Here is an 18,750-nt window from a genome sequence, read left to right on the forward strand (position 1 = left end):
ACCACAATGAGCAAATCCAACGGCAGCGCAGTCCCGAAATTCATGCGCCCGGTCGTCGCCGACGAACCATCCGCCAGCGCGCGCACCGTCGCCGAACAGGCGGTCTTGGCACTGAACGCGTCGATGATTCAGCTGTACGAGACCTCCCTGGAGAAATTCAAGAAGAACATGCGCGACCAGGTGCCCATCATCCTGGCGCTGTTCTCCGGCGCCGGCGGGCAGATGATCCTGTACCGGCCCGGCCACGAACCCGAGTACGCGCCGCCGGTGCCGATCGTGTACCAGCTGGCGAAGTCGGTGGGCCACAGCACCATGGCGATCTACGAGATCGTTTCACCGTACGTGTCCAATGCGTATGCCAACCAACTGTGGCGGCCGCCGATGGAGATGTACCGGGCGCAGCATCAGACCGCCTTCGAATCCCTCGACGATCTGGACATGTCGGACGACGACCGCTCGATCCTGCGCTCGATCCTGCAACGCAACATGGCCTTCATGGACGGATGCCTCGCCAAGGGTGGATACAGCTACGACGACGTGGAGCGGTTCATCCGCGACACCGAACCCTATTCGGCCAAGTCGATCGGCATCGGCTCCAGCCTCCAGGTCGGGCACTGGATGAGCGTCGTCGAGGAATGGAAGGAACGACTGGGCGACGACTGGGAACACGCCTACGCGGTCAGCAACTCGCTGTACGTCGCGCGGCAGAACAACATCCTCTACAGCGTCCTGGTCCAGTTCATGGGCACCGAGACGATGGGCGACCGGTTGCTGCTCATCGAGACGCCGCAATTCGAGACCACGCCCGAGACGCTGCTCGACGTGCTCGGCCGCATCGTCGCCGATCGGTCGCTGGGCATGGTCTTCTTCCAGGACTACTTCCTCATGGACGTCGAGCTGCTCGGTGGCGGCGGGCGCGCGGCCATCACCCGCGAGATGGCCCAGCGCGGACGTGAAGCGAAGCTGCCCACCCTGGCGCCGTTCCACTCCAACGATTGGCCGTGGAAGACGAACCCCAACAAGGGAAGTGGCCCGGCACGGCTGGAGGACGTCCCGGTGAACTGCCCGGTCCGCCCGGAACCGGTCACCCGATGACCGGCTCGACGATTTCCACGGATTTCGTGCATCGCACAATCGAGATCGCACGCAGGAGTGTCGCCGAGGGCGGGTTGCCGTTCGGGACCGTCGTCGTCAAGGACGGGGAGATCTTCGCCGAGGGCAGCAATTGCGTCCCGCAGACCCACGATCCGACCGACCACGCCGAGATCCGCGCGATCCGCGAGGCGTGCCGGAAGCTGGGCTCGGAATACCTGACCGGATGCACGGTCTATGCCATCGCCCATCCGTGCCCGATGTGCCTGGCGGCGCTGTATCTCTGTGCGCCCGACGAGGTCGTCTTCCTGGCCACCCGCGAGGCCACCGCGCCCTACCTGGCCGGCGGAAAGGACAAATACTTCGAACCCAGCACCTTCTACGGCGAGTTCGCCAAGCCGTGGGACCAGCGGCGTCTGCCCATGCGCTATCTGCCCCGCGACGACGCCGTCGCGGTGTACAAACTCTTCCGGTCACGCAACAGCGGCGGGCAACCGTTGTCATGACACCTGCCTGACTCGGTCGCTCCAGTAAGTCGCTGTCCGACATGCGGTGCAAACCTCCCCATTCGACCGCGATCACATCGCCTGCGCAACGAATAGAGATCGGAAGGACCGACACGCGGAGAGTCTTCGCGCCGCCGCCGACAATATCGATGAAAATGCAGCCCCATGACGGACACGGCCGAAAGCGGATTGATAGATCGGCAGGCAGACCCGATCTACGATGCGTCGCCGCCCCGAAAGGGGTTTCGGCCCGATATCGAGGGATTGCGAGCGGTCGCCGTGCTGGCCGTCGTGTTTTTCCATGCGGGTGCGCCCGGGTTCGGTGGTGGATTTGTCGGCGTGGACGTCTTTTTCGTAATTTCCGGCTTCCTCATCACCGGCATCCTCTACCGCGAGGCAACGGACACCGGCACTATCGCACTGGCCCGGTTCTACGGTGCACGGGCCCGGCGGTTGCTGCCCGCCGCGGCCATCGTGCTGGTCACCACCGCGATCGGCGCCGCGGTGCTGCTGCCGCCACTGCAGGCCCGCCAGGTTCTCGGCGACGGGATTGCCAGCGCGCTGTATGCCGGGAACTATCGGCTTGCCCTGCGCGGCACCGACTACCTCGCCGCCGACGCGCCGCCGTCGCCCTTTCAGCACTTCTGGTCGCTCGGTGTGGAGGAGCAATTCTATGTGCTGTGGCCGGTAATGATCATCGCCACGGTCTGGCTGGTGCGATGGCGCCGATCCCGAGCGGCCACGGTGCGCCCGTACCTGATGCTCCTGGCGCTTGTCGCCGCCGTCTCGTTCGCGATCTCGCTGATCTGGACCGGCACGCAGCCATCATGGGCCTTCTTCTCGCTGCCCTCCCGGGCCTGGGAGTTGGCCGCCGGCGGCATGGTGGCGCTCTCGGCCACCGCGTGGTCTCGGTTGCCGAAATCGGTTGCCGGGCTTGCCGGATGGATCGGTCTGGTCCTGATCGTGGCCACCTGCACCCATCTGAACGGCAGGACACCGTTTCCGGGCGTCGCGGCACTGCTGCCTGTCCTGGGCGCGGCCCTGGTGATCGTATCCGGTTGTGCGGAAACACGATTCGGTGTCGGTCGGGTATTGGTGCAAACACAGGTGCGGGCGATCGGCGGTGTGTCCTACGCCTGGTATCTCTGGCATTGGCCGGTGCTGCTACTGGCGCCGCACGTACTCGGCCACCCGCTCGGGCAGGTAGGCGCGCTCGGCGCAGTCGTGACGGCGGGCGGGCTCGCCATGCTGACCCGGTGGTCGGTGGAGAATCCGGTTCGTTTCGTCGCCCCGTTGCGGAATTCGGCCGGCCTCAGTCTGGCCTGTGGCGGAGTGTGCACCACAGTCGCCATCTGCGTGGCCCTGGCGTTGCTCGTGATCGTGCCTGCCCCGGTCGGTCGCGGCAAGGCGGAGCGGCCCCTCGCACTCGTGACGGCGGCCGCGCCGGCCCGTCCCGTGGTCGACCCGCACGACGAGGTGGTCGGGCAGTTGATGACACAAACTCAGGCCACAGTCGCTGCCTCAGCCGAAATCGGAGCTGTTCCATCGAATCTCACCCCCTCGCTCGGCACCGCGTCCGGTGACAAGGCAAGCGTATTCACCAATGGCTGTGTCCGCTCCTGGCGCGAGGTGGGCCAACCCGAGTGCGCCTCGGGTGATCCGGCCTCGTCCACCACGGTGGCCTTGGTCGGTGACTCGCATGCGGGGATGTGGAACCCGGCGTTCGAGCCGATCGCCCAGGCGCGGCACTGGCGGCTGGAAACCATGGCCAAAGTCACCTGCCCACTGCTCGACCTGCCCATCACCAGCCCCTATCTGGACCGCGAGTACACCGAATGCGAACAATGGCGCGGCCAGGTGATGTCCCGGCTACGGACCGAACGCCCGCGACTGATCGTGGTGGATATGTCTCGACGCTACGGCGGCGACTTCGGCTTCGTCTCCTACGACCACGCCTGGATCGATGCCCTGGCCCGTTTGGTTGCCCAGCTACGCGCGATCGGTTCGGCCGTCCTCGTGCTCGGCCCCGTCCCCGATCCACACACCACCGTGCCGGCATGCCTGTCCGAACACATCGACGACGCGTCGGCCTGTACCCCAGCGCGCCCGGTCGCGGTGAATGCCGCCGGCATCGCAGCCGAGCAGGCGGCAGCCACGGCAGGCGGCGGGCAGTTCGCCGATCTCACCTCGCTGTTCTGCACCGCGATCCGCTGTCCCCTCATTGTCGGCAACACGCTGGTGTACCGCGACGACAATCACCTCACCGTCAGCTACGCCCAGGCACTCGGACCGGTCATCGGCGCACTCACCGACCGCGAACTTGCCCACAGCTGAGCCGGTTCGGTCTGCCTACAGTTGCTGCGGGTCGATGTCTTCGAAGTCGACCACTCGGTAACACACGACGCGGGATCGGACTCCGGCGTGCGGGATTCGGTGTATCGCACGCACCATGTACTGCGGCAATAACTATGTCTTACAACGTGTTACGCGATTTTGAGGTACTGTCTGCGGGCGCCGGCCGGTCGGTCGGTGGCGCGTTCGTGTTGTCGTACTTCGGAATCGAGGCAGGCTTAATGAACCACAAGCTCTGGTTGCTCGGGCGATCGGCCACGGTCGGTGCTCACATGGCGGGGGAGATGATCACCCGGCCGAAGGCCCGCTCACTCGATGATGTCCCGGTCTCCGGTGAGCGCCTTACCCCCGAATGGCTCACGGCCGTACTGTGCCGCAATGTTCCGGGCGCGCAGGTGCTGTCGTTCGAGACCTCCAACGGCAGTAGCGGCACCTCCACCCGCGTCGCGATCCGGGTCGAATACAACGAGGCGGGCGCCGCGGCCGGGCTGCCGCGCGAGCTGTTCGCGAAGACGACCACGGCCTTCAGTCAGCGCATCCTGCTCGGCGGCGGCAAGATGATCAATGGAGAGACCCAATTCTTCAAGGACTTTCGGCCGCGCGTGACGATGGAGGCGCCGATCGGCTACTGGGGCGCGTCGGACCCGTCGTCGTGGCGATCGATCGCGCTGATGGAGGACATCGCCGCCACCCGCGACGCGGTGTTCAGCGAACCGACCGCGCAGATCGCCCGCGACCAGATGGAGGATCTGGTCCGCAATCTCGCTCGCCTGCACGGCACCTTCTGGGAGGACCCGGCGATCGAGGCCCTGAACACGCCGGCCTACATGCTCGGGGTGTACCTCGCGGCGATCGATATGAAGAAGCGCTGCGAGGTCGGCCTGCGCCGGGCCGCCGAGGTCGTCCCCGAAGCTCTGCAGGGGCAAGCGGATCGGTTGTGGGCGGGGGTCGAGCGGGCCATCGCGATAGCCACCGACGACATGCCCGCGACGCTGCTGCACGGCGACCCGCACATCGGGCAGACGTATCGCACGCGCGACGGGCGCATGGGATATGTGGACTGGCAGGTCGTGATGCGTGGCGGCTGGGCACACGATTTCGCCTACACGATCAACTCCGGTTGTGAGCCCGAGGACCGCAGGGCCTGGGATCGTGAACTGCTGCAGGCATATCTGGACGAGCTCGCGCAGGCCGGCGGTAAGGCGCCGTCATTCGACGACGCCTGGCTGCTGTATCGGCAGCAGTCCATGTTCGCCTACGCCGCATGGGCTTTCACGATCGGGCGGGCGGCATATCAGCCGAAGATGCAGTCGAACGAGACCTGCCTGGCGTTGCTGAAGCGCATCACCACCGCGATCGACGATCACGATTCGCTGGACGCGCTCGGCGTCTAGATCGTACGGCCCAACGGTTGCGCCGTCTCCGGTGCGACCGTTGGGCCGTGTCGTCACGTTACACGGTGCGGTGGTTGTCGCTGTACCATCGACCGGTCGTTGCCGAGCAACGATTCGCCACGATGCAGAACTACAGCCGATGTGTCATACGAACAGTCCGGAGTTTCTTGTTGAGTACGCCGCAGTCCGAGGTCCGCGCCCGATCGTGCCCGGTCGTTCACGGCTCGCCGATCGATTCCGACGAACCGCGAGTGTCGCTGTATTCGCCCGAGTTCGCTGCCGACCCGCACCGCTTCTACAGTGAGATGCGAAGGCAGTACGGATCATTGGCTCCGGTCGAACTCGCTCCGGGCGTGCCCGCGACGCTGGTGATCGGCTACCGCGCCGCCGTGCGAATCCTCAACGATCCCGAACATTTCCCGGCCGATCCGCGCACCTGGCAGGAGACGGTCCCGGCGGACTGCCCGATCCTGCCGCTGCTGGAGTGGCGGCCCATGGCCAGCCGTTGTGCCGGTGCGGAATTCGAGCGGTACCGGCAGGCCATCACGGCCGGCATCGGGGCCGTGGATCTCTATGCCATGCACGACATCGTGGAGAGCATCGCTACCCGGCTGATCAACGGGTTCTGCGGCACCGGCTCCGCGGAACTCATCAGCCAGTACGTGTATCCGCTGGCGTTCGAGGTCGTCAACGCTATGCTCGGCTGCCCGCCGGAGATCGGACAGCGGGTCGCCGCGGGAACGGCAGCATTACTCGAGGGCGTCGACGCCGAGAAGGGCAATCAGATGCTCGGCCAGGCGCTGATGGACCTGGTGACCCTCAAGCGATCCGAACCGGGCAACGACATCGTCACTGTCCTGCAACAGCATTCGGCCGCGCTGGACGATGTCGAGGTGTCGCATCATGTGTCCCAGGTCTACGGCACCGGCATCGAATTCGAACTGAATCTGATCGTCAACACCCTGCTGCTGATCCTCACCGACGAGCGCTTCGGCGGCAGTGTCCTGGGCGGGAACCTGTCCTCGCGCGATGCCCTGGACGAGGTCTTGTTCAACGACCCGCCGCTGGCGAATCTGCTGATCACCTATCCGCGCCAGCCGATCATCGTCGACGACGTGTGGCTACCGGCGCATCAGCCGGTCGTCATCAGCATGGCGGGCTGCAATACCGATCCGTCCATCCGGGCCGACGACCTCACCGGCAATCGCTCCCACCTGGCGTGGGGGATCGGCCCGCACGCCTGCCCCGCGCAGTCGCTGGCCTACCTGGTCGCACAGGATGCCATCGACCAGCTGCTGGACGCGCTGCCCGAAATGGAGCTCGACACCACGAAGGACACGCCGAGCTGGCGACCGGGTCCGTTCCACCGTGCGTTGACCGCCTTGTCGGTCACTTTCCCGGCGACCCCACCGTTGAACGTGCGGAATTAGGCCGCGCCGGCCGGGCAGACTCGTTTCGGCCGCACCGGGCCGGTTGCTTCGGGCCGTCTCGGGGCCGGGGGAGTCGCGGACACGGTGCCTCGTTTCTTCCACCCACTCTCCAATGCAGTCGATCTCCATACCGGGATCGGCGGCGATGCGGATAGAGACACCCGCCGCTTCGGCGCGTTCCTCCGGGGTCTCGGCCAGGTCCTTCATTGTGTCGACTCGGATGTAGCTCCCTGCCTGAGTGTCGGATACGACTCGACCGACGACGCCGTAGAACCGGGTTGCTTTCGCGTATTTTGCGATCAATTTCGAGCGGTCAGGGGCCGCGGTCACGCGCGATCCGGTATCGGCTGAGAGTATGACTCGCACGCTGCGTCCAAACAGCTCGAGGGTGCCCCTGGCGGTCGTCGAGTCCGCACCTAGTTCATCAATCGTCGCCTCGAGCGTCGTGAATGCTCCGTCGGTAATGACGACCCGGTGACCAACTTGGAATTCGACCATGTGTCCGACATTGCCACATTGCCTGGCGCATTGAGCGGGGACTATCTCCTGCGTCGGGGTTCGGGCGGGTCGTCGGGCAGGGTTCGGATGGCGGCGATGTAGACCATGGCCTCGTGGTGGTCGTGGCGGGTCTGGTCATACCGCGGCGAGTTCATGCTCGCCGTACGGGTCTACGTGAGCAATTTCACGCCCCAGTCCGAGCGCGCAGAGCGCGCACAGCGAGCGCCCGGGAATAACTATCCATGCTAAATGGTTGCATCGAACTAGAGCGGTTGGCCTCTCCGGAATTTAATTCTCTTGTACATTGAAGGAGATTTCGATATGTCGACTTCTGTCAAGGCTCGAGAAGCACGGCGACAAAATCGATTCGAGAAGTTGATCTCGAGCGACGCGCAACTCGGTTCCGCGCAGCCCGATCCAGCGATCACCGCCGAACCGGGCGACCCGGACGTATTACTCACCGACGTGATACGCACAGTGCTGAACGGCTATGCCGACCGGCCGGCTCTCGGCCAGCGCGCCGTCGAATTCGTGACCGGCGCAAACGGGCGCACCGTTGCCGAATTGCAGCCTCGTTTCGACACCCTGACCTACCGCGAGACCTGGTCTCGCGTCCGGGCCCTCGCCGATGCCCTGGCCGGCAACCCCGTCCAGCCGGGCGACCGCGTGGCGACCCTCGGCTTCACCAGCCTGGACTACGCGATCGTCGACATGGCGCTATCGCTGGCCGGAGCCGTCGCCGTTCCGCTGCAGACCAGTGCCCCGGTGCAACAGCTGCACCCGATCCTGGTCGAGACGGAACCGGTTGCGATGTTCTCCGCTGTCGACCACCTCGCGGACGCGGTCGAACTCGCACTCACCGCGTACACGCCGAAGCGCCTGGTGGTTTTCGACTACCACCCTCAGGTCGACGACCACCGAGAGGCCCTGGCATCGGCCGTCGCCCGCCTGGCGGACCGGCACGTCACGGTCGAGGCGCTCGGCGACGTCATCGAACAGGCCCCCCAGCACACCGACGGGCCGCAGATTCCGGGCGGCGACCACGACGCGCTGCGCCTGCTGATCTATACCTCCGGCTCAACGGGGGCGCCGAAGGGCGCGATGTACACCGACCGCCTGATGGCCAACTGCTGGCGGGGCTGGTTCAGCCTCGACTCGGACCTGGATCGCAAGCTGCCGGCAATCACATTGAACTTCATGCCGATCAGCCACGTGATGGGTCGGGTGATCCTCTATTCCACGCTGGGCTCGGGCGGAACGGCGTACTTCGCCGCCCGCAGTGACTTGTCGACCCTGCTCGAGGATCTCGCGCTGGTCCGTCCGACGAAGCTGGATCTCGTGCCGCGTATCTGGGAGATGTTGTTCCAGGAGGTGCAGAGCGAAGTCGACCGTCGTTGGAACGGCGGCGACCGGGAGGCCGTCGAACGGCAGGTCATGGTTGAGCAGCGCGAGAAGCTCATCGGCGGACGCCAGTTCTCGGCGATGACGGGCTCCGCACCCATTTCACCCGATCTGCGATCCTGGGTGGAAGAGTTCCTCGACATCCACTTGACGGAGGGCTACGGCTCGACCGAGGACGGCATCATCCTTGTCGACGGCCTGATCCAGCGCCCGCCGGTGCTCGACTACAAGCTGCTCGACGTTCCCGACCTCGGCTACTTCGCTACCGATAGGCCGCATCCACGCGGCGAATTACTGGTCAGGTCTCCGAATCTGATCCCCGGCTACTACAAGCGACCCGAGGTCACCGCCGAACTGTTCGATGCCGAAGGCTGGTACCACACCGGCGACGTGATGGCCGAGATCGGCCACGATCAGCTGGCCTACGTGGACCGTCGCAACAACGTGCTGAAGCTCTCGCAGGGCGAGTTCGTCACCGTCTCGAAGCTGGAGGCGGCCTACGGCGGTCACCCGCTGGTGCGGCAGATCTTCGTATACGGCAACAGCGCCCGGTCGTTCCTGCTCGCGGTGATCGTCCCGACCGGCGATGCACTCGACAGCGTCGGCGGTGACGTGGCCGCGGTCAAGCCGCTGCTGCGCGATGCGTTGCAGAGTGTCGCTCGGGAAGCAGGCTTGCAGTCCTACGAGATTCCTCGTGACTTCCTCGTCGAGACGACACCGTTCACCTTGGAAAACGGCCTGCTGACCGGCATTCGCAAACTGGCCCGCCCCAAACTCGTGCAGCACTACGGCCCAGCCCTCGAACGGCTCTACAGTGATCTGGCCGACGGCCAGACCGAGGTGCTGCGTTCGCTGCGCAAGGACGGTGCGAACCGGCCGACGGTGGACACCGTGATCCGGGCCGCCGGTGCGCTGCTCGGTGCGGCCACGGCCGAGGTGGCTCCCGACGCAGCGTTCTCTGATCTCGGCGGGGATTCGCTGTCGGCGTTGACCTTTGGCAATCTGCTTCGGGAGATCTTCGACGTCGACGTCCCGGTGGGCGTGATCGTCAGCCCGGCCAGCGATCTCGCCGCCATCGCGGGCTATATCGACGCGCAGCGTGCCGGTGGGGCCGAGCGGGCGACCTACGACACGGTGCATGGTCGCGACGCGACCGAGGTGTATGCCCGCGATCTGACGTTGGACAAGTTCCTCGACGAAGCCACGCTTGCGACCGCGCCGTCGCTGCCCAAGGCGAACCGCGACGTGCGTACCGTGCTGCTGACCGGGGCGACCGGCTTCCTCGGGCGCCATCTGGCGCTGCAGTGGCTGGAACGGATGGATCTGGTCGACGGCAAGGTCATCTGCCTGGTGCGCGCCAAGGACGACGCCGCTGCCCGGCAGCGCCTCGACGCGACGTTCGACAGTGGCGATCCGAAACTGCTCGAGCACTATCGGTCGCTGGCCGCCGATCATCTCGAAGTACTCGCCGGCGACAAGGGCGAGGCGAACCTCGGACTCGACGCCGCCACCTGGCAACGACTGGCCGACACCGTCGACCTGATCGTCGACCCCGCCGCGCTGGTCAACCACGTTCTGCCTTACAGCCAGCTGTTCGGGCCGAACGTCGTCGGTACGGCGGAGCTCATCCGAATCGCCCTCACGACCTGGATCAAGCCGTTCGTCTATGTCTCGACGATCGGTGTCGGTGACGGCATCGAACCGGGCACGTTCATCGAGGATGCCGACATTCGGCAGATGAGCCCCGCCCGCAAGATCAGCGACGATTACGCCAACGGATACGGCAACAGCAAATGGGGCGGCGAAGTCCTCCTGCGCGAGGCACATGACCTGTGCGGTCTGCCGGTGTCGGTGTTCCGCTGCGACATGATCATGGCCGACACCACCTACGCCGGACAGCTCAACGTGCCGGACATGTTCACCCGGATGATGCTCTCGCTGGTGGCCACCGGGATCGCGCCGTACTCGTTCTACGAATTGGACGCCGACGGCAATCGGCAACGCGCGCACTTCGACGGGTTGCCCGTGGAATTCATCGCCGACGCCATCTCGACCCTCGGCGCCGACGTGGTCAGCGGATTCGAGACCTATCACGTGATGAACCCCTACGACGACGGCATCAGCATGGACACCTACGTCGACTGGCTGACCGACGCCGGCTACGGCATCACCCGGGTACCCGAATATGCGGCCTGGTTGGCACGGTTCGAGACCACATTGCGCGGTCTGCCCGACAGGCAGCGTCACGCGTCGCTGCTGCCGCTGCTGCACAACTATCAGCAGCCCGAACATCCGGTCAACGGGTCCCTCGCGCCCGCGGATCACTTCCGGGCGGCTGTGCGCAACAACAAGATCGGGCCGGAAAAGGACATCCCGCACGTCTCCGCGCCGGTGATCGTCAAGTACATCACCGACCTGAAGCGGCTCAGTCTGCTCTGACCGGGTTTGCGCCGACGGCCTCTGGGACGTCGCATCCACCGCAAAGGGCTGCTGGGATCAGAAAACCACGAGATGATAGTCACGATGCTGACCTTGCGTGGTGCGGATCGGGCGTCGGCGCAGCCGGTAGCGGCGTTCGCCGGAGCGGTGGTCCGGATGGGCTACGTGCCGCCGCCCGGCGACGAGTTCGGCACAGCCCGGGTGCTGGTCGTCGGTGACGTGCTGCGCCGGGTACTCGAGGATGTGCACGGCGCGCAGGTGCTCGCGGCGCTGGTCACCGGCGAGCCGGACGTGCGCGTCGACGACGGGCTGATGATCCGTCCGGTGTCCGGTCCGTTCGGCTCGCTCGACTCGGCCGCCATCGGACTGGGGCACCGTCTGAGCCTGGTAGTCACCGCCACGAGCCCTGTTCCCGCCCAGCGGTTTCCGGTGCCGCGGCCGATCCGGGTCGGCGTAGTGCGCCGCACGCGCGGTCCGGAGCCGCGGGATCGGTCCACCCTCCGGTTCGTGCTGGCGACTACGCCGTATGCCGACGAGCTGACGCTCACCGCGACGTTGCTCGAGCATGCACAATCGACCCTGGATCGGTGGCGGACCCGGCTGGCGGAGTGGAGCCGGCACCCGAGCCGCCCGATCCCACCTGCGTGGCTCTCGGCGGTGATCGCGGCGTTGGATGATGATCTCGATCTGGCGGCGGTGCGGTCGGTGCTGGAAGAGCTCGAGGATTCGGCCGGGATCGAGCCCGGCGCGAAGTTCGAGACGTTCGCGTACCTGGATCGGGTTCTGGCGGTGGATCTGGTTCGTGACCTCGGCCGCAGGTAAAAGCTCGGCCCGTTGTCGATCGTTCGCGGCGGGCGGGTTTATACCCCGCGGGCGGAGTGCCGCCACCGTACCCACCGTCTCGGCCGGCTACGACGCGGGCAAGAAGATCAAGGGCCGCAAACGCCACATCGCCACCGACACCACCGGGCCGCTACTGGCCGGCGTGGTGACCGCGGCCTCGATCCAGGACCGTGACGCTGCGCACCGGCTGTTGGCCGCCGTGGCCGCCCGCTTCGCCACCGTGGCGCTGGTGTTCGCCTCTGGGGGTAGAACGAACGTTCGGCTGGCTGGTCAAACATCGCCGCTGTGTCCGCGACTACGAAACCCGCCCCGACCACCACGAGGCCATGGTCCACCTCGCCGCGATCCACACCCTCACCCGGCGACTGGCCCGCGACAGCGGGCCAGCCATCGGGTGAATGCGTGGATGGCGGCAATGCAAACCGTGGCTTCAGGGTTTGCGCCCCATTCCGCACCAGGCCCAGGCGGGACCCGTATGGGGTTCGACGTCGAACAGCGGAACCTCCGCCAGCTCGGGATGCCATTCCTCCAGCGTCGTGACGCCGGGCGCCAGCAGATGTGTTCCGGCGAAAAACTTTTCGGTCTCCGTGCGGTTACGGGTGATCATGGTTATGCCGCTGCGCTCCGCGGCTTCCGCGGCGCGCTGGGCGCCTCGGGTATTGAATTCCGCGGTGGCATGACTGACTGCCAGGGAACTCCCCGGCGGGACGGCGTCCAGGAACCGCGCGACAATATCGTGTATCCCGTCGGAGTCGCGGAAGTACATCAGCACCGAGATCAGCATGATCCCGATCGGCCGGTCCATGTCCAGAGTCCGGGTGAGTTCGGGATCGCGCAGAATCGACTCGGGCTCGCGCAGATCGGCATGGATGAAGGTGGTCCGGCCCTCGGGCGTGCTCTTCATCAGGGCCCGGGCGTGAGCCAGCACGAGCGGATCTTTGTCCACGTACACGATGCGCGTCGCGGGATTCACCTCCTGCGCGACCTGGTGGGTGTTGCGCGCGGTCGGCAGGCCGGTGCCGATATCGAGGAATTGGGTGATGCCCAGGTTGGTGATCGCGTACCGCACGGTGCGGCCCAGGAAAGCGCGGTTCGCCTGCGCCATGCTGCGGATGCCTGGGATGTGCGCGGCGATCTCGTCACCGAGCCTGCGATCGGCCGGATAGTTGTCGACGCCGCCGAGCCAGTAGTCGTAGAAGCGTGCCTCGTGCGGGGTAGTGGTGTCGATCGTGGTCGGTAGTCGTCCACCGGTCTCGTGGCCTTCCGGCATGGCGATCCTCTCCGCGATGGCCGCGGCGTTCGCACGGTGTGGCCACGCGCCGGCTCGGTGTGCTCTGTGCAGGCACAGAATATGCCCGCCACCGGCGGTGCGGGATCGTTTGCGGCACCGGCGCGTCAGCGCCCGCCCAGGATTCACATTCACTCGGGCGGGCGGGGCCGTTAGCGGGGGGAGGTGAGGGTGTGTTGGGTGGCGGCTATCAGGCTGTGGATGGTTCGGGTGAGCTCTTCGGGTTGAGCTGGGGTGAGGGTGAATTCGTTGCCGCGGTGGTGGTGGAGGAGGTAGCGGCCGTCGGTGGGGAGGTAGTCCATCCAGTGGACGCTGCGGCCGTCGTCGGTGGGGCGGGAGTCCGTTGCGGGGCCGGGGTGGACGGCGATTTCGCCTACCGAGGAGCGGGGGCGGCGGATTATGCGGTTGAGTTGTTCGGTGTGGGAGAGGTACAGGGGGTTGCGGGAGTATTCGGCTGTTTGCAGGTCGGAGCGGCGGCCTCGGATCGAAGGGTGGCCTCCCGGAGCGCATTTGGGGAGGCTGGCGGCGATCCGGGCGGGCAGGGAATTGGCGATGCCGTGTATGAGGATGATGTCGCCGCCGTATTCCGGTGTGCGGCCGGGTAATTGGAGCGCCAGGGTGGCCTTGTGATTGGCGACGCCCGCGTGCATGCGGACCGCTCCGGCGAAGTTGGGTCCGTAGTAGCCGTGCACCTCCACGCGCACCTGGGGTTCGAGCAGGGTGGTGAGGGCCTCGTAGAGCTGGGGGCCGATCATGCCATGGAGATGCTGGGCGGCGTGCATGCGCATGCGCTCGTAATCGTCCAGGGCCTCGACGCCCTCGGCGAGATAGCGCAGCGGGTAGGGCAGACGGTCCCGGCCCAGCGTCTCGAGCGCGATCGTGAACGCCAAACCGTCCAGGCGCCACTGGATTTCGTTCATCCGCCGATTACACCACCCGGCGGCAGCGCCGGCGGGAGGGTGCCGAGCAGCTCCGAACCGCGGTCGTAGACCAGGTAATCCTTGGTCTGGTGGGTGGACTCCTCGTCGGACTTGCCCTTGTTCGCGTGCGGCATGCCGGTCATGCTGTTGGTGCCGTTGGCTTTTGCCGCGTTCGCGGCCGCGGTGGTGCCCGTGGTCGTCGTGCCGGTGGTGGTCCCGGTCACGCTGCCTCCCTGGCCGCCGCCCGTCGAGCCGAGGCCGCTGATGCCCCCGCCGCCGTAACCGCCACTGCCCGTGCCTGTTCCGGTGCCGGAGTAGTCGGACGGAGTCGTGCTCAGTCCGGACAGCGACGAGCCGAGGCCGGAGGTGTTCTGGTACCCGGCGGTATTGGTGCCGTTACCGGAGGTGCCGGACCAGGAATTGCCGGAGGTGCCGGAGCCGGAATATCCACTGCCCGAGTCGGTTCCGGAGCCGCTGCCGATGCCGGAGCCGCTGTTCGCGCTGCCGCTGTTCCAGGTGCCGCCGGGCCCGCTGCTGCTGATCCCGTTGCCGCTGAGGTTGTTGCCACTGAGGCTGTTGCCGCTGTTCACCGTGGAGGAGGGGGTGGGCAGAATCGGACGCGCGTTGTCGACCTGGCTGACGATATTCTTCTGGTAGACATCGCTCATCACCCGCTGGGCCTCGTGCTCGGCCTCCTGCTGGCGGTAGTGCGGGCCCTTGAACATGCCTTGGAAGGGCAGGTGTTCGACGACCTTGTCGGTGATGCCGCCCGAGCCGGGCGGGGGACCGACGGAATCCTTTGCCTGGCCGAGGTAATCGGCATGGTAGGCCAGGCCGCGGGAGACAAGGCGTTGCGCCACAGTCAGTTTGCCGAGTTCGGTGCAGAACTGGTGGGTGGAGTCGATGAAGGCGGCGGCGGACTTGCCTTTCATTTTCTCTTGGACGCTCTGGTCGACGTTCTTGATGAATTCGTTGCGGGCGGTGTCGGTGTCGTCGGCGAGTTTCGACCAGGTGGTTGCGGCGTCGTTGATCGCCGAGGCCGTCGTCGGGGACACCGCGTCGTTCAGCGCGTTCCAGATCCGCGAGTGCTGCCAGGTGTTGAACGCCTCGAGCTTGTCGCCGACCACTACCGGTGTGTCGTAGCCGCCGGTGTGCTCGGATTTGAGCTGGTCGTAGTTGGTGTTCGCGACGCGGCGCTGGCCGTCGTACTGCTGCTGTGCCTTGGACTCCGTAGAGTTGCGATCATTGGCCTGATCGCTTGCGGTGGAACGGGATTTGTGGGCCATATCGACGGTGATGCCGACCACGCCCCCGACGACCGACGCCCAGTCCTGCCAACCCATCAGAGTTTCCCGGTCTGCTTGGAGATCGCGGCCGCGGAGTTGTGGTCGCTCGCGGTCAGCTTGGTGATGACGATGTTGTACGTGTCACGCATGGTGGTGACGATGTCGATCGCCTTCTTGTATTGGGCAGACAGAGAGTCCGGAGCTGTCGTGGCCTTGGCCTCGAACGCGGCCTGCAGGGCGACTGATGATGGCAGCGTGCCAAATCCGGTCAGGTAGCCGAGCTGATTGGCGCCGTGAAGTAGGTTGTTGTTCAGTTCACTCAGCATGGTCTCGCAGTGCTTCTTCAAGTCGACCGCAAGGCCCTCGTCGAGGCTGAAAGTTCCCTCGTCGGCTTGTTGTTTCAGGTTGCGCCAGTACGAAAGTTGATCGCCAAACTTCGTGGGCCCGGTTGCATCACCCTGCGGCTGTGTCATGTCCCCCTCCTCCTGAGAATCTTGATGATATCGCGCGGCCGGGAACGAGCCCAGTTGATGCGCTCTGTCACTTAGGCAGATTGGGCTCGAGTTCTCTTGCGTGTGCGATAGCGAGATCGCATGGAGGTAGTTGGGCGGCAGTTGCGCGGTCAGAGTAGGACCAGTCGACATCAACCACGATCGAACCTTGGGCGAATGGCAGCGCCACGTAGCACGCAAGCTTATCGGTGGCCATGTCGGCCTTCTGCTGATGTATCAGGCCCGTCCGTGATCCTATTTGGACGTCTCGGAAGCCAACCAGATTCGAATTGGCTCGGATCTGATCGGCAGTGGCTCGCATCGAGTTGATCCCAACCGCATATGGGCCTTGGGTGGACTGCCAGAAACAAGACTTCGAGAACGCGCTGACTGCTTGGCCGGAATCGACTGCTACATGCTTCGTGGTCGGGTCGGTTCCCGCCGCCTTCAGCGCATCGTCGGAAACCGAGTTGCATGGATTCCACAGCGGCTGGTTCAGATCGCCTGGACCTGCCGGTGAAGATGTCGTTGGGTTCTTGCTGGCGGTGGTGGTGCTTCCCTGGCTCGAACAGCCAGCAAGTAGTCCGATGACGGCGATTCCGGCGAGCGCCGCGCTCACGGCCATCCTCCCTGGGGCTGTGATGGTGCGCATTTCCCTCCTGAGCTAGCACGGACGACCCTCATAGAGTAGGACGCACCGGACGGCCGTCCGGTTCCAGGCTGATCGGGGTCGGAGTAGCAGAACGCGGCGATAGGTTTGGGGTGTCCGCTGCCATGGCGGATAGCTCCAGTTCGGAGCCGCTTTGTCACGACGCAGGTAGGGGAATCGTCAGGACGATGGCGGGGGAACTGTTGAACCGTGGTTGATGTGCGATGTTCCGTCTGCGCCGCTGGGATACGGCGCGAGCTGAGCGGCCAGTGGGTTCCGGCCCGCTCAGCTCGACGCCCTTTCTAGTAGGTCAACTTGCTGGCTAGTGGAACCGGTCAGCCTTCACCCGAGCGGTGAACGCGTCCCACTCGGCGGGGGTGAAGATCAACGTGGGGCCGGTGGGGTTCTTGGAATCGCGGACGCCGATCGCGCCGCTCGAGAGGTGGGCGACCTCTACACAGTCGCCACCTGCTTGGCTGTAACTACTCTTAAACCAACTGGCGCTGGACATTTCGCTGGTCACGCTGCGTACTCCTCTGCAATACCTTGCACCAGAAGCCTGGTGTCCTCCTCGCTCAAGGCTACCTGGCGGACGTCCGCCACCGTGGATCTGTGGCGCTCGATCACTGCATCGTCTTCCAGGAAGAGTGCGCCAGTGAAGCCTTCTACGAACACAACTGGCGGCTCGGGTATCCGAATAGGTTGCCGTGATGGGAATTCGAAGAGCGTGAACGATTGAACCACCAAGCCAGGGTGTGCGCCGGCATCGAATGGAACGACGCGGATCGATACGTTCGGCAGACTCCCGGCGCTGAGTAGGTGTTGAGCCTGTTCGGCCATGACGGTTCGCCCGCCGACCTGGTGCCGAACTGCTGACTCCGACAACAGAACTTCCAGCGCGAAGTCCTGATCGTCGATAAGTCTGCGTTGCCGACGAGCGATCAACTCCAGCCGCCGTTCCACATCAGTTGACGACATCAACGGATCGGTGGCGCTGACGATCCACCGCCGGTACCCCGGAGTCTGCAACAACCCCGGCAACAACGTCAGCTGAAACGTCGTCATCCGCGAACACGCTTGTTCGAGCCCCATGAAGTGATCGAAATGCGGATTCACCACGTCGGAATAAGCTCTCCACCAACCGATCGTCGGATCGCCCTTGGCGGCCCGAGCCTCCTGGAGCAGCCCGAAGATTTCGTTCGCCGCCGCCTCGTCGGCAGTATAGAACCGCAATAGTTCTCGAAACTGCGCGCTGCTGACCCGTACGGGCTGGCCTTCTTCCAACCGCCCCAGGCTGGATTTGGATATGTCGATCGCTACCGCCGCCGCAAGCTTGCTCTTCTTCGCCGCGAGCCGCAGATCCCGCAGCCGACGCCCGAGGGCGCGCCGGGGGAGGGTTGATCCGCCTGACATGTCGTACCTCGCTCTCTGATGCGGTCCATTACGGACCCCTTTGTACTGGACCTATTTCTGGTGAACCGCCGCATGGTGGACCTCCGGTCGATGCGAGCGGAAAGCTCGAATATGGGTGCGCTGCAACACAATCCCGGTGTCTACTGAGGTCGCCTCGATGACCGGGAAACCTTGGAACTGCTCAGCCGCACTTCTTTTCCGCCCGTGCGGTTCGTCCGAGAACATCTGCGCGATCGCCCGGAATGCGATCGCCGAGGTGGCCCCATAGTAGCCCCGGTCATCGGGACTTCCAAGTATCGGAGGTGCTATGCAATGACCAATAGTCAAGTCGCGGAGTCCAATACGATCCGGATTCCGCGTGTCGTCGAAGACATGCCGAAGATCAACGCGCGTACCGCGGTGGGCGATATTCCATTTCGATACTCGCATTTCTGTTCTCTCCCAATTAGGCACTCTCTCAACGCGGGAGTGAGCCATGGCGTGGACGCGGTCGACTCGGGCGCACGCAGGCCGACCGCGGTCGGCCTGATCCGGGCGGAAACGCCGGTCCCGGCGGCAACGCGGCATGCCCTGGCCCTGCCGCGGCACGCCCGCTCGCTGGGATACCGGTACGCGTACACCGTCGTGCGCCACGAGGCGCTGTTTTCCGGTTCGGAGGTGAGAGGCCTTTGAAGTGATTGTGTCGCAGCATGATCGCTGTAGCTGAGGGCAGTCTGATCCGGGAGACGCCGGGGAGGACGGGAAGCAG

15 protein-coding genes and 1 pseudogene are annotated in these 18,750 nt (G+C 65.2%); 9 read left to right on the forward strand and 7 right to left on the reverse strand.

Translation table 11 applies throughout. From position 1 onward, the window contains the following. Positions 1-6 precede the first annotated feature (6 nt). The 8 genes and pseudogenes from KO481_RS23235 to KO481_RS44405 form a co-directional block, all read left to right on the forward strand. A complete protein-coding gene (locus tag KO481_RS23235) occupies positions 7-1,095 on the forward strand; it encodes a hypothetical protein (RefSeq protein ID WP_215919571.1) in 1,089 nt (362 codons plus the stop codon). After that, positions 1,092-1,598, forward strand: a complete 507-nt coding sequence (locus KO481_RS23240; RefSeq protein WP_215919573.1) for a nucleoside deaminase — start codon at positions 1,092-1,094, stop codon at positions 1,596-1,598. The genes KO481_RS23235 and KO481_RS23240 overlap by 4 nt, the downstream gene beginning before the upstream one ends. A 165-nt stretch (positions 1,599-1,763) precedes the next feature. After that, the gene (locus KO481_RS23245; protein WP_215919575.1) at positions 1,764-3,932 is read left to right on the forward strand and encodes an acyltransferase family protein; all 2,169 of its coding nucleotides are present in this window, start codon (positions 1,764-1,766) and stop codon (positions 3,930-3,932) included. Between the two features lie 239 nt (positions 3,933-4,171). Beyond that, positions 4,172-5,344 (forward strand): aminoglycoside phosphotransferase family protein, encoded by a 1,173-nt coding sequence (locus KO481_RS23250; RefSeq protein ID WP_215919577.1) that lies wholly within the window; start codon positions 4,172-4,174, stop codon positions 5,342-5,344. Positions 5,345-5,514: 170 nt separating this feature from the next. Next, the gene (locus KO481_RS23255) at positions 5,515-6,774 is read left to right on the forward strand and encodes a cytochrome P450 family protein (protein WP_215919579.1); all 1,260 of its coding nucleotides are present in this window, start codon (positions 5,515-5,517) and stop codon (positions 6,772-6,774) included. 819 nt (positions 6,775-7,593) lie between these two features. Then, on the forward strand, positions 7,594-11,112 hold the full coding sequence (gene car / locus KO481_RS23260) for a carboxylic acid reductase (RefSeq protein WP_215919581.1): 3,519 nt from the start codon (positions 7,594-7,596) through the stop codon (positions 11,110-11,112). Positions 11,113-11,196: 84 nt separating this feature from the next. Further along, complete coding sequence (locus KO481_RS23265) at positions 11,197-11,934, forward strand: hypothetical protein (protein ID WP_215919583.1); 738 nt, start codon at positions 11,197-11,199, stop codon at positions 11,932-11,934. Then, positions 11,915-12,133 (forward strand): annotated as a pseudogene (locus KO481_RS44405) (transposase); the annotation flags it as partial. The gene KO481_RS23265 and the pseudogene KO481_RS44405, both read left to right, overlap by 20 nt. Before the next feature lie 252 nt (positions 12,134-12,385). Here KO481_RS44405 and KO481_RS23275 read toward each other — a convergent pair. The 7 genes from KO481_RS23275 to KO481_RS23305 form a co-directional block, all read right to left on the reverse strand. Next, positions 12,386-13,225: an SAM-dependent methyltransferase gene (locus KO481_RS23275; RefSeq protein WP_215919585.1), complete on the reverse strand. Its 840-nt coding sequence runs from the start codon at positions 13,223-13,225 to the stop codon at positions 12,386-12,388. A 170-nt stretch (positions 13,226-13,395) separates the two neighbouring features. After that, complete coding sequence (locus tag KO481_RS23280) at positions 13,396-14,163, reverse strand: ESX secretion-associated protein EspG (protein WP_215919587.1); 768 nt, start codon at positions 14,161-14,163, stop codon at positions 13,396-13,398. Then, positions 14,160-15,506, reverse strand: a complete 1,347-nt coding sequence (locus KO481_RS23285) for a hypothetical protein (RefSeq protein WP_215919589.1) — start codon at positions 15,504-15,506, stop codon at positions 14,160-14,162. Before KO481_RS23285 ends, KO481_RS23280 begins: the two co-directional genes overlap by 4 nt. After that, a complete protein-coding gene (locus KO481_RS23290) occupies positions 15,506-15,922 on the reverse strand; it encodes a hypothetical protein (protein WP_215919591.1) in 417 nt (138 codons plus the stop codon). Before KO481_RS23290 ends, KO481_RS23285 begins: the two co-directional genes overlap by 1 nt. A gap of 67 nt (positions 15,923-15,989) precedes the next feature. Beyond that, a complete protein-coding gene (locus KO481_RS23295) occupies positions 15,990-16,559 on the reverse strand; it encodes a DUF3558 domain-containing protein (RefSeq protein WP_215919593.1) in 570 nt (189 codons plus the stop codon). Positions 16,560-16,911: 352 nt separating this feature from the next. Further along, on the reverse strand, positions 16,912-17,112 hold the full coding sequence (locus KO481_RS23300; RefSeq protein ID WP_215919595.1) for a DUF397 domain-containing protein: 201 nt from the start codon (positions 17,110-17,112) through the stop codon (positions 16,912-16,914). Further along, positions 17,109-18,002 carry a DUF5753 domain-containing protein gene (locus tag KO481_RS23305; RefSeq protein ID WP_215919597.1) on the reverse strand — a complete coding sequence of 298 codons (894 nt, stop codon included), beginning with the start codon at positions 18,000-18,002 and terminating at the stop codon, positions 17,109-17,111. Before KO481_RS23305 ends, KO481_RS23300 begins: the two co-directional genes overlap by 4 nt. Before the next feature lie 480 nt (positions 18,003-18,482). On the opposite strand from KO481_RS23305, the gene KO481_RS23310 reads away from it, so the two are divergent. After that, positions 18,483-18,674 (forward strand): hypothetical protein, encoded by a 192-nt coding sequence (locus tag KO481_RS23310; protein WP_215919599.1) that lies wholly within the window; start codon positions 18,483-18,485, stop codon positions 18,672-18,674. Positions 18,675-18,750 lie beyond the last annotated feature (76 nt).

The organism is Nocardia albiluteola, assembly GCF_018860155.1.
Classification (GTDB): Bacteria; Actinomycetota; Actinomycetes; order Mycobacteriales; family Mycobacteriaceae; genus Nocardia; species Nocardia albiluteola.